This window comes from Neorhizobium populisoli (assembly GCF_019430945.1).
GTDB lineage: Bacteria > Pseudomonadota > Alphaproteobacteria > Rhizobiales > Rhizobiaceae > Neorhizobium > Neorhizobium populisoli.
On record NZ_JAHYCB010000002.1, the window covers coordinates 694,518 to 705,103 of the forward strand.

At 59.7% G+C, this 10,586-nt stretch carries 11 protein-coding genes and 1 tRNA gene; 6 read left to right on the forward strand and 6 right to left on the reverse strand.

All coding sequences use genetic code 11. The annotated features are described in order from the left end of the window. Positions 1 to 40: 40 nt before the first annotated feature. The 3 genes from amn to KX729_RS07730 form a co-directional block, all read right to left on the reverse strand. Positions 41 to 1,540 carry an AMP nucleosidase gene (amn, locus tag KX729_RS07720; RefSeq protein ID WP_219741822.1) on the reverse strand — a complete coding sequence of 500 codons (1,500 nt, stop codon included), beginning with the start codon at positions 1,538 to 1,540 and terminating at the stop codon, positions 41 to 43. 90 nt (positions 1,541 to 1,630) lie between these two features. Continuing rightward, the gene (locus KX729_RS07725) at positions 1,631 to 1,801 is read right to left on the reverse strand and encodes a hypothetical protein (RefSeq protein ID WP_219741823.1); all 171 of its coding nucleotides are present in this window, start codon (positions 1,799 to 1,801) and stop codon (positions 1,631 to 1,633) included. Between the two features lie 206 nt (positions 1,802 to 2,007). Further along, positions 2,008 to 2,346, reverse strand: a complete 339-nt coding sequence (locus KX729_RS07730; RefSeq protein WP_219741824.1) for a DUF2147 domain-containing protein — start codon at positions 2,344 to 2,346, stop codon at positions 2,008 to 2,010. Between the two features lie 500 nt (positions 2,347 to 2,846). On the opposite strand from KX729_RS07730, the gene KX729_RS07735 reads away from it, so the two are divergent. Then, complete coding sequence (locus KX729_RS07735) at positions 2,847 to 3,113, forward strand: sel1 repeat family protein (RefSeq protein WP_219741825.1); 267 nt, start codon at positions 2,847 to 2,849, stop codon at positions 3,111 to 3,113. Between the two features lie 189 nt (positions 3,114 to 3,302). Here KX729_RS07735 and KX729_RS07740 read toward each other — a convergent pair whose 3' ends face one another. The 3 genes from KX729_RS07740 to KX729_RS07750 form a co-directional block, all read right to left on the reverse strand. Continuing rightward, positions 3,303 to 4,412: a pyridoxal phosphate-dependent aminotransferase gene (locus KX729_RS07740; protein ID WP_219741826.1), complete on the reverse strand. Its 1,110-nt coding sequence runs from the start codon at positions 4,410 to 4,412 to the stop codon at positions 3,303 to 3,305. Positions 4,413 to 4,460: 48 nt separating this feature from the next. Continuing rightward, a complete protein-coding gene (locus KX729_RS07745) occupies positions 4,461 to 5,354 on the reverse strand; it encodes a LysR family transcriptional regulator (protein ID WP_219741827.1) in 894 nt (297 codons plus the stop codon). A 327-nt stretch (positions 5,355 to 5,681) separates the two neighbouring features. Then, positions 5,682 to 6,035, reverse strand: coding sequence for a hypothetical protein (locus tag KX729_RS07750; protein ID WP_219741828.1), 354 nt, complete (start codon positions 6,033 to 6,035; stop codon positions 5,682 to 5,684). 299 nt (positions 6,036 to 6,334) lie between these two features. Between KX729_RS07750 and KX729_RS07755 the strand changes: the two genes are divergently transcribed. From KX729_RS07755 to KX729_RS07775, 5 genes are all read left to right on the forward strand, one after another. Further along, positions 6,335 to 7,552, forward strand: a complete 1,218-nt coding sequence (locus tag KX729_RS07755; RefSeq protein WP_219741886.1) for an NAD(P)/FAD-dependent oxidoreductase — start codon at positions 6,335 to 6,337, stop codon at positions 7,550 to 7,552. 11 nt (positions 7,553 to 7,563) lie between these two features. After that, a complete protein-coding gene (locus KX729_RS07760) occupies positions 7,564 to 8,364 on the forward strand; it encodes an aldolase/citrate lyase family protein (protein WP_219741829.1) in 801 nt (266 codons plus the stop codon). A 142-nt stretch (positions 8,365 to 8,506) separates the two neighbouring features. Then, positions 8,507 to 8,596 (forward strand) — tRNA-Ser (locus tag KX729_RS07765). A 397-nt stretch (positions 8,597 to 8,993) separates the two neighbouring features. Further along, positions 8,994 to 10,061, forward strand: coding sequence for a porin (locus KX729_RS07770; RefSeq protein WP_219741830.1), 1,068 nt, complete (start codon positions 8,994 to 8,996; stop codon positions 10,059 to 10,061). A 161-nt stretch (positions 10,062 to 10,222) separates the two neighbouring features. Continuing rightward, positions 10,223 to 10,586: site-specific integrase (locus KX729_RS07775; protein ID WP_219741831.1), on the forward strand; the 364-nt coding region annotated here is incomplete at its 3' end.

Here is a 10,586-nt window from a genome sequence, read left to right on the forward strand (position 1 = left end):
TTCTCGGAAATTATACACCAAGGCAGCCACAATCACAACATCACTGGAACGCCGTCTCGTAGAAGCTTCTCAACTTCCGCGAATGCAGCGTTTCCGTCGGCATCGCCGCAAGCTTCTGTACGGCGCGAATACCGATCTGCAGGTGCTGGCTGACCTGGGTGCGGTAGAAGGCGGTCGCCATGCCCGGCAGTTTCAGTTCGCCATGCAGCGGCCGGTCGGAGACGCAGAGCAGGGTGCCGTAGGGCACACGGAAGCGGAAGCCGTTGGCAGCGATGGTGGCCGACTCCATGTCGAGCGCGATGGCGCGGGATTGGGAGAGGCGCTTGACCGGGCCGCGCTGGTCGCGCAGTTCCCAGTTGCGGTTGTCGATCGTCGCGACCGTGCCGGTGCGCATGATCCGCTTCAGCTCGAACCCTTCATAACCGGTCACTTCCTCGACAGCACTTTCCAGCGCCTGTTGCACTTCGGCGAGCGCCGGGATCGGCACCCAGACGGGCAGGTCGTCGTCGAGCACGTGGTCTTCGCGCACATAGGCATGGGCGAGAACATAATCGCCGAGCCGCTGGCTGTTGCGAAGGCCGGCGCAATGGCCGACCATCAGCCAGGCATGCGGGCGAAGCACGGCGATATGGTCGGTAATCGTCTTGGCGTTGGAAGGCCCGACGCCGATATTGACCAGCGTAATGCCGGCATGGCCCTTCTTCTTCAGGTGATAGGCGGGCATCTGCGGCAGGCGGACGGTCGCCTCGTTCTCCGGCCGGTCGGCGCCTGCCGGAGTGATGATGTTGCCGGGCTCGACGAAGGCCGTATAGCCGTCGCCACCCTCTGCCATCAGCTTGCGAGCCCAGGTCGCGAACTCGTCGATATAGAACTGGTAGTTCGTGAAGAGCACGAAATTCTGGAAATGCTCGGCATTGGTCGCCGTGTAGTGGCTGAGGCGGGCCAGCGAATAATCGATGCGCTGCGCCGTGAACGGCGCAAGCGGCGAGGGGACGCCCGGGATTTCCTCATATTCGCCATTGGCGATCAGGTCGTCCGTATTGTTGAGGTCCGGCGTATCGAAGAGATCGCGCATCGGAATGTCGGCCAGTGCGCTGGTTGCCGAAGCTTCCACATGCGCGCCTTCGCTGAAGGCAAAGTGCAGCGGGATCGGCGTCGTGGATTCCGATACTGTGATCGGAACGCCGTGATTGCGGATCAGCAAGCCCAGCTGTTCCTTGAGATAGTGCCGGAACAGTTTCGGCCGGGTGATGGTCGTCGTGTAGATACCGGGCGATGCCACGTGGCCATAGGATAGGCGCGTATCCGCGTGGCCGAACGAGGTCGTCTCGAGCGATACCTGCGGATAGCAGGCGCGGTAGCGGCCAGTCACCGGCGCGCCGTCTGCCAGCGCGCTGAAAGCGTCGATAAGGAAGCGCGTATTGCGCTCGTAGAGCTCGGTCAGGGCATCGACGGCTTCGACCGGATTGTCGAAAACGCGCGGCTCGGCCGGGCTCGGGCTGATGTATGAATTGGGGGAGAGAGAGATTCGTGTGTTCATGAGCCATTATAGATAGAACTCGTTGACACGCAAGCGACGGTCCAGGCCCCAAAACGGCTCTCGCTGCAATTTTTTCCCGGGTCTTTCGCCCTAAAGCGCCATGACGCAGCCGGTCGTGGCCGGGTGGTAGCAGGGCGCTGCCGTGCCGAGATGCACGCGCAATTCGTTGCGGCCGGGCTGTGCGACCAGGGCGGAGAAACAGAACGCGAAAATGGTCATGATCAATGTGACGATGGTCAAGCGGCGCAGAACGATCAACATTGGCTTCCCCGAACCCATAAGGCCAAACCCGATAATGGCAGAATGGCGGCAGACGGCTGAATGCGCCCTGAGGGCGGGGTTCATCCATGGTTCAGGGTGGTTAACGCGTTGGCAGAGACGAATTCGGGCGGCCCTGCGCAGATGATCACAAGGCCGCCCGGCGGTGGAAAAGTCGGCTTCAGGCCGGGCTCAAGGGCCCGTCTCTTTTAAAGACGGCTCCAGGTCTGCGACTTGCAGAGGATGGCCAGCACGCAACCCTTCATCTTCAGCGAATTGCCGCTGACCGAGCCGGAACCGCTATAGGTCTTGTCCTCAGCCGGGTCGGTTATCTCGCCAGAATATTCGCCATCCTTGCCGGACAATTTGCCGATTTGCTTGCCAGCATATTTGCCGGTCTTCAGCGTCACGCAATAGGCGCTGCCGCATTTGCCGATCGTCGCGGTCTCGCCGCTGGCGGTCTTCCAGCTGCCTTCGATCGGTTCCGCAGCATGAGCGGCGATAGCGCCGAGCGAAAGCATAGCGGCGAGCAAAAGTCTGCGCATCATGATTGTTCTCCTCCATTTGGGCCGGAAGGATAATCTTTCCATCGGCCGTTGTCCTCCAGATCGCACCCCTCTCGCGCGAACTACGGACGAATTTATCTTACGCACACGTAAAGGTAAACAGGGCGACGCCCAGCAAATCAGGTTTTCGGAGCGCTGAAAAATGCGATTTCACGCAAGGGGAAAAAACGGGAAGCGAATTCGTGGTTAGCTTTCGGTTTAAATCGGCGCGTAAAATTTTCGTAAAAATCTCGGCAAAATCCTTAAAATGCAGGCGATCCCATGTTTAACAAAAACCCAAATTTACCAAGCATTTGAACTTTGTTTTCCTCGAGTTAATCATGCTTTTTAGGCGTCTTTTGGAAGGTTCGGCGCATAGTGGGCTCATCAAACGAGCGGGGCAAACCCGCCGACCGGAAGGACCGAAAAACAGCCGCGGAAGACGGTGGTCCGGACGGAAAAACAGGGCAGACGAACAACAGGCTTTAACAGGGATCAAACCGATGGCACGCTTTGAAATGAACAATTCCGGAATGGCCACCATGGGTGGCGAGACCCGCGCCGACACGTTTTGCGAAATGGGTCTGATGTATGCGACCGGCCGGGGTTGCGATATCGATCTTATCTCCGCTCACAAGTGGCTGAACATCGCCGCGATCAAGGGCTCCGAGCGAGCCGCCGAGCTGCGCGCCGACCTGTCGATGACGATGTCCAAGATGGAACTCGCCGCAGCACTCCGCGCCGCCCGCGAATGGATGACCATGCACTGATCGGCTGAAGCCGCTCACGCAAAGACCAGAGAATCAACCGGCTCCAGCAAGAGGGCCGGCCCGACAAAATCGAGAATAAACCAGAGGGAACGGAGGCAGCGGTTCGGACGGGGACCGATGCTGAAAGATTGGACCGCGACCGGCAGAAACAAGGCCGGCGCGGTCCTTTTCTTTTTCAAACGCGAAAACTCAGAGGCCTTTGAGAACCTGTGGCAATGCCTCTTCGAGCAGCGCCATGTCCGCGGCCGTGCCTGTGCTGATGCGGATGCAACGGTTGAGCGGCGCCACGCCCGGCATGCGGATGAACACGCCGTGCTCCATCAGCCCATCAACGATTGAGCGCGCATAGGCACCATCGCGACCGCAATCGATCGCCACAAAATTGGTTGCCGAGGCAAGCGGCTTCAGGCCGTTGGCGGTGGCGATGGCGGCAATCCGTTCGCGCGATGCCTTGATGTCGGCGACCACCTTGGAAAGATAAGCCGTATCCTTCAATGCCGCGATCGCACCGGCAACCGCCACGCGGTTCATGCCGAAATGATTGCGGATTTTGTCGAAGGCCTGGGCGGTGCCGGGCGTCGAGATCGCATAACCCACCCGCGCGCCGGCCATGCCATACGCTTTCGAGAACGTGCGGGTGCGAATGATGTTCGGCATGTCGATCAGCGCCGAAATGTCCGGTGTCGCGCCGTCCGGCCCGGTCTCGCAATAGGCTTCGTCGAGGATCATCAGGCAGGTTTCCGGCAGCGCTTTGGCGAAGGAGACGATGCTTGCCGCATCCCACCAGCTGCCCATCGGATTGTCTGGATTGGCGAAATAGACGAGCGGCGCATTTTCGCGACGTACCGCTTCCAACAGGCCGTCGAGATTTTCGCGGTCGTTGACATAAGGCACGGTGACCAGCCGGCCGCCATGGCCGACCACGTGAAAGTTGAAGGTCGGATAGGCGCCAAGGGACGTGACGACGGGCATGCCCGGCTCGATCACCAGCCGGACGATCTGGCCGAGCAAACTGTCTATGCCTTCGCCGATGGCAAGATTGTCCGCCTGACAGCCGAGATGCGCCGCAAGCGCCTGCTTCAGGTCGAAATTTTCCGGATCCGCATATTTCCATGTGTCGCCTGCCGCGGCACACATCGCTTCGATGACGGAAGGCGCTGGACCGAAACCGTTCTCGTTGGCACCGATACGGGCTTTGACGGCAAGGCCGCGCGTCCGTTCGATGGCTTCGGGGCCGACGAAAGGAACGGTGGAGGGAAGACCGCTGATCAGCGGCGTGAAGCGGGAAAAGGCGGGCATGGTCTTCACAAGGTCCAGATTTTGAAACCGGCCCACAATAAAAGCGAATCACCGTCGTGCAAGTGCGGCCTGTGGAATTTGCGGCTCTTCACCGGCGAAACCTTGTGCATTCTTTCGGAAAAGCGCGTCAAGCCCATCGATGACCCGCCGCATTTCCGGCCGGTGCCGATCGTCGTCATGGGCGACGATCCACAATGTGGAAGATAGCTCTTCGATGACATCGCCGTCGCGGACGAGACCGGAAAGAGAATCACCCAGAAAGCACGGTAGAACACCGCGACCATTGCCGGCTGCGATCAGCCGGGGCAGAAGCGCGGGCGAATTGGTCCAGGTGCGGATGCCGGCCTCGTGGTTCTGAAAGGTCCATTTTTCGGCTGGCGCGTAGGCGGTTTCCGTACCGACCGAGACCCAGGGCACATCCGCCTCGTGGGTGAGTGCGGCGACCTTATATATAGCGTAGTTGATCGGGACCGATCGGCGGGCGGCGACATTGCCCGATTCCGGCCTGCGGGTGACGACGCCGACATCCGCCTCGCGATAGGTAAAGTCCGGCCCATGGTTCAGCGATTTGCAGCATAGCCGGAAGCGATCCGCCTTGCCCCTGATCTCCGGCGTATGATCGGTGATGAACCCTGACAGCCAGGCATCCGCGCCGATCGAGACAATCGGCATGGCAAAAGCCTGACCCTTCCAGTCGGCAATATTGTCGGCGGTCTTCTGCATCGTCCGCACATGTTCGAGCAGCGTTTCGCCATCCGGCGCCAGCCGGTAACCCTGCTGGCTGCGCACGAAGAGGGTGCGCCCGGTGATCCGCTCCAGCGCCAGCATGCGCCGGCCGATCGTCGGCGCGCTGAGACCGGTGCGCGTCGCGGCACCGCTCAAGCCGCCTTCGGTCGCGACATGCAGGAAAAGTTTCAGATCGTCCCAGCCCGCATCGGTCATGCTGACACCTTATAGAGATGAGCCGGGCCTTCCATCGTTCACGGATGAAAAGCGGCTTTCGTCGGCGCGTCTACAAGCGCATGGCGCAAACCATTAGCTCGACGGCACGACACAATAGATGGAGTGACCGTCATGCTTCTCAACTGGGCAATGCTGTGGGAAAGGCTTTTGAAGGAGGACCGCAGACGCGGCCGGCATCCGCTGGCAGATCCGCTGGAAGGCGCCGAGTGGCGCGGGCTGTTGTGGACCGTCCCGCTTCTGTCGCGGCTCGTCACGGTCAGGCCAAGGCGGCGGGTGCGAAAAGCCCGCCGCGCGGTATCGAAAAATTCAGTGGCTCGTCTCGAAGCTTAGCCGGATGACGTGATGCATGAATTCCGCATCGATCAGCATGTTGAAGCCGACCGTGACCTTTTCCTCCTCGCGGCGGATCACCGTGCAGCCGATATCGTCATGGATGCCGAGGATTTCGAGGAAGAAATTGCTGGGCACCGGCACATGCGGGCTGACTTCCAGCTCGGCGCAGCAAAGCGAAATTGTGCGGATCAGGCAGCGGATATTGGTCTTGGTGCTGAGATGGTGGCCGACCAGCACGATTCGGCCCGGTCGGTCGATCGTGAACTTCTCGAATATCTGGTCGCGCGAATAGCCGTGTCTGGTTTCTTGTATCGTGTTCAAGGGCATTGGTACCCTCCTTTTTGCTCCTCAGGATGAGACTATATTCCTTGTCTCCTGACACATTCTGAAACGGTTCGTTAAAACTCGAGCGAATCCACCGACTTGCGCCGAAAAAGTCGGCATCTGGTCGAATCTTGAGCGTCCTTTCTCTCGCTGGGCGAACAGTTCGCAACGCAAAGCCTGTAATGCGCTCTTCTTTCGCCATGTCGCGTTGTTGACGGTCCGGTGTCGCGGCGATACCCCTTGGAAGGCCGGAATTGATGATATTCCGGCTGGACGCGGAACAGGATGATGAGGAGCAGGGCGTGGCAGGCAGGCTGGTGATTGTCGGCGCGGGGCAGGCGGGTTTTGCACTCGCGGCAAAGCTTCGCGCGCTGAAGGATATGCGACCGATCACGATCGTCGGCTCTGAAGACGTCATCCCCTATCAGCGGCCGCCGCTTTCCAAGAAATACCTGCTCGGCGAGATGAGCTTCGATCGCCTGACCTTCCGGCCGGAAAGCTGGTTTGCCGAAAACGATGTGGAGATTCGCCTCTCGACCTATGTCGAGGAAATCGACCGCACCGCAAAGCGCATCCGCATGCAGGATGGCTCTGTCCTGGAATACGAAACGCTGGCGCTTGCGACGGGCTCGACACCCCGCACCCTGCCGGCCAGCGTCGGCGGCGATCTCGACGGCGTCTTCACCGTGCGTGACAAGCGCGACGCGGACCTGCTCGCCGCCGAAATGAAGCCCGGCCGTCGCCTCCTTATTATAGGCGGCGGTTACATTGGGCTCGAAGCGGCGGCCGTTGCCCGCCATCTCGGCCTCGACGTGACTTTGATCGAAATGGCTGACCGTATCCTGCAGCGCGTCGCGGCACGAGAAACGGCTGATGTGATGCGCGCCATCCACGAAAGCCGTGGCGCCGCGATTCGTGAAAAGACCGGCCTGCATCGGCTTGTCGGAGAAGAGGGCAGGGTCAGGGCCGCCGAACTTTCCGACGGGACGACCATCGATGTCGATTTCGTCATCGTCGGCATAGGCGTCAACGCAAACGACCAGCTGGCTCAGGATTGCGGCCTCGATGTCGGCAACGGTATCATCGTCGATGAATTCGCCCGGACCTCCGATCCATCGATCTTCGCCATGGGCGACTGCGCCATGCTGCCGTGGCGCGGCAAGCGCATTCGGCTCGAATCGGTGCAGAACGCCGTCGACCAGGCGGAGGCCGCCGCCGCCGTCATGGCCGGTGGCACCACTCCTTATGATGCCAAGCCGTGGTTCTGGTCCGACCAGTACGACGTAAAGCTACAGATTGCCGGCTTCAATATGGGTTATGATGAGACGCTAGTGCGTCCCGGTGCTCGCGAAGGCAGCCTTTCGGTCTGGTATTTCCGCGAGGGTCGCTTCATCGCGGTTGACGCGATCAACGACGCCAAGGCCTATGTCAGCGGCAAGAAAATGCTGGAATCGGGCATCGAGCCCGACAAGGCGATCCTTGCCGATCCTTCCGCCGACCTGAAACAGCTTCTTTCCTAAAGGTAAATCCGATGCCGGCTCCCAAGAATCACTTCAAGGCCGCTCTCAAGGCGGGCAAGCCGCAGATCGGCCTCTGGCTCAACATGGCCGATCCGCTGGCTGCCGAACTTGCCGGCGGGACCGGTTTCGACTGGGTGGTGATCGACGGCGAGCACGGCCCGAACGATCTGCGCAGCATCATGGCGCAGCTCCAGGCGCTCGCGACCTCCCCGTCGCAAGTGGTGGTGCGCCCACCGATCGGCGAAACCTGGGTCATCAAGCAGCTTCTCGATATCGGCGCCCGCAACATTCTCGTGCCGATGGTCGATACGCCCGAACAGGCGGCCGAGCTTGTGCGCGCCGTTCGCTATCCCCCACATGGCGTGCGGGGTCTTGGTGCCGCCGTCGCCCGCGTCTCCGGCTTCAATGCCATTCCCGACTATGCGGACAACGCCGCCGACGAGATTTGCCTGATCGTTCAGGCGGAAACCATGAAGGCGATCGAGAACATCGACACCATCGCGGCCATCGATGGTGTCGATGCCATCTTCATCGGCCCGGCCGATCTTTCCGCCGACATGGGCTATCTCGGCCGCATGGAAGCGCCGGAAGTTCAGCAGGTGATCGACAAGGCGATTGTCACCATCGTCAAATCCGGCAAGGCGGCCGGTATCCTGACCTTCAGCGAATCGCTGAACCGCCATTATCTCGATCTCGGCGCCACGCTTGTGGCCGTCGGTGCCGATGTGACGGAATTCTCTGCCGCGCTCAAGGCCCTCGCCCGCCGTTATGGCCGTGGCGGTGAAGCTGGCCCGGTGCGCGCATCCTATTGAGAATCAATCAGACCGATTCGCTCAAATCGACGGATTGAAAGAATTGCCTTACGCCTGTTGAACGCGGCCAACGGGTAAAACTTCGCAGGTCCGTCACAAAGCCCTTGCATTCATGGGGGCTCTCACATAGGTACACCGCACCGGAGAGGTGGCCGAGTGGTCGAAGGCGCTCCCCTGCTAAGGGAGTATACCCGAGAGGGTATCGTGGGTTCGAATCCCATCTTCTCCGCCACTTTCAATCTAAAATTTCCCCATGACGCTACGCATGTATATCGGTGCCCACTCCTTTGTGGCGCAGCCGCGCACCTCGCTGCGATGATTCCCTAAAACTCTAGTGATCGGTCGCTAAGTCCCTCTGCGATAAGCCCTTTCTTAACAAAGGGTAAAATACGGGGGCCTTCCACAGGCCGTTTTGTGTTCTTTCGGCAACAGGGCTTCGGTAAGCAGGTCGCGAAAGGGGGCTTGGGTGAAGTTCACGATTGCGTGGGCAAATCCGTTTTGTATTTTCAGCATCAGAAGCGAGGCGGTGGATCGTCCTTCTTCTGGCAATCGACGGGAATGGGGCAGGGAAAGCTGTCCTTCAGCAAAAAGAACCCAGACCCACACGAAACTTTGACTGGAGGTCAAAAATGAACATCAAGAGCCTTCTTCTCGGCTCCGCTGCTGCCCTCGCAGCAGTTTCCGGCGCCCAGGCCGCTGACGCTATCGTCGCTGCTGAGCCGGAGCCCATGGAATACGTTCGCGTTTGCGACGCTTTCGGCACCGGCTTCTTCTACATCCCGGGCACCGAAACCTGCCTCAAGATTGGCGGCTACGTTCGTTTCCAGATTAACTGGGATGACAACAACGACGTAGGCGACGACGACAACTGGGACGCTCGTACCCGCGCTCTGGTGAACTTCGACGCCCGTACGGACACCGAACTCGGCACCCTGCGTTCGTTCATCGAACTGCGCACCTGGGCTGAAGGCGACTACAATGGTGGCGCCTTCGAAATCAACGAAGCTTACATCACCGTTGGTGGCTTCAAGGTTGGTTACGGCTTCAACTACTGGGATGCTGGTCTGTCCGGCGAAACCGACGACCTCGGCTCCAACCGCGTCAACATGGTCGGTTACGAGTACAAGGGCGACACGTTCTCCGCTGGTATCTTCGTTGACGAGCTGACCGGCCTCCAGGACGGTAACCCGCTCGGTCTCCAGAGCGCTCTGTATGCTCCGAGCTACGCTGCAAACGACGGCATCGGTATCGAAGCTCAGGTTTCTGGCAAGTTCGGCGCCGTTTCGGCTCAGTTGCTCGGCGGTTACGACTTCAACACCGAAGAAGGTGCTGTTCGCGGCATCATGACTGCTGGCGTCGGCCCGGGCGAGTTCGGCTTGGCTGGTGTTTGGGCTTCCGGTCCGAGCGCTTACTACGACCGTTCGGAATGGGCTGTTGCTGTTCAGTACGCTGCGAAGTTCGGCAAGTTCACCGTTACCCCGGCTTTCCAGTACTACGGCAACGTTGGTTACGCTGCTGACGGCGACTGGCTGGACAACGACGCTTGGCGCGCCGGTGCAACGCTCGACTACGCAATCACCTCTGGCCTGAGCTTCAAGACCACCGTCAACTACACCAAGGTTGATGACGATGGCCTCGCAGCTGGCTTTGACGACGACTCCTGGACCGGCTTCGTCCGTCTTCAGCGCACGTTCTAATCTGATCTGATACGACAACCCGCAGCTTTTGGCTGCGGGTTGTTGCTGCTTGGCCACGACGCAGCAAATCAAGTGGCCGACGAGCGCGATACTGCTGCAATACCCATTGAAGTCACGGCCATTCCGTTGATCTTGGTCCTCCTGCACATTGCGAGGACAATATGGGGCAGGACGCTGAAAAGCCGGAAAAGGCTAAAGGCCTTCCTACTTTCGGCCACAGCTATGCCCTCAACTACCAGTTCCAGACCCTCGGCCCGATCAAAATCGTCAAGCCGCAGCGTCTGGTTACTCTGCTGGAACGTTACGTCGACATCCTTTGGGAAGCAGGCAGCCACAAGAATAACGTGAACGCCTTCATCAGGGAACTGGACGAAATCCTGCTCGGCCAATCCTTCGAGACGTTCACAGACGAAATGGTTGATCGGCTCACCGGCGAACTACGCAAACGTGGCAATAGCAACGCGACCATCAACAGAAAGATGGCGGCGCTCAGCAAATTGCTGCGAAAGGCGTTTAAAATGGGCG

Bases quoted from the DNA above. Each gene is read 5' to 3' on its own strand.
- KX729_RS07730 (WP_219741824.1), bottom strand. From the start codon at position 2,346: ATGATGCGCAGACTTTTGCTCGCCGCTATGCTTTCGCTCGGCGCTATC.
- amn (WP_219741822.1), bottom strand. From the start codon at position 1,540: ATGAACACACGAATCTCTCTCTCCCCCAATTCATACATCAGCCCGAGC.
- KX729_RS07770 (WP_219741830.1), top strand. From the start codon at position 8,994: ATGAACATCAAGAGCCTTCTTCTCGGCTCCGCTGCTGCCCTCGCAGCA.
- KX729_RS07725 (WP_219741823.1), bottom strand. From the start codon at position 1,801: ATGTTGATCGTTCTGCGCCGCTTGACCATCGTCACATTGATCATGACC.
- KX729_RS07760 (WP_219741829.1), top strand. From the start codon at position 7,564: ATGCCGGCTCCCAAGAATCACTTCAAGGCCGCTCTCAAGGCGGGCAAG.
- KX729_RS07745 (WP_219741827.1), bottom strand. From the start codon at position 5,354: ATGACCGATGCGGGCTGGGACGATCTGAAACTTTTCCTGCATGTCGCG.
- KX729_RS07735 (WP_219741825.1), top strand. From the start codon at position 2,847: ATGGCACGCTTTGAAATGAACAATTCCGGAATGGCCACCATGGGTGGC.
- KX729_RS07750 (WP_219741828.1), bottom strand. From the start codon at position 6,035: ATGCCCTTGAACACGATACAAGAAACCAGACACGGCTATTCGCGCGAC.
- KX729_RS07740 (WP_219741826.1), bottom strand. From the start codon at position 4,412: ATGCCCGCCTTTTCCCGCTTCACGCCGCTGATCAGCGGTCTTCCCTCC.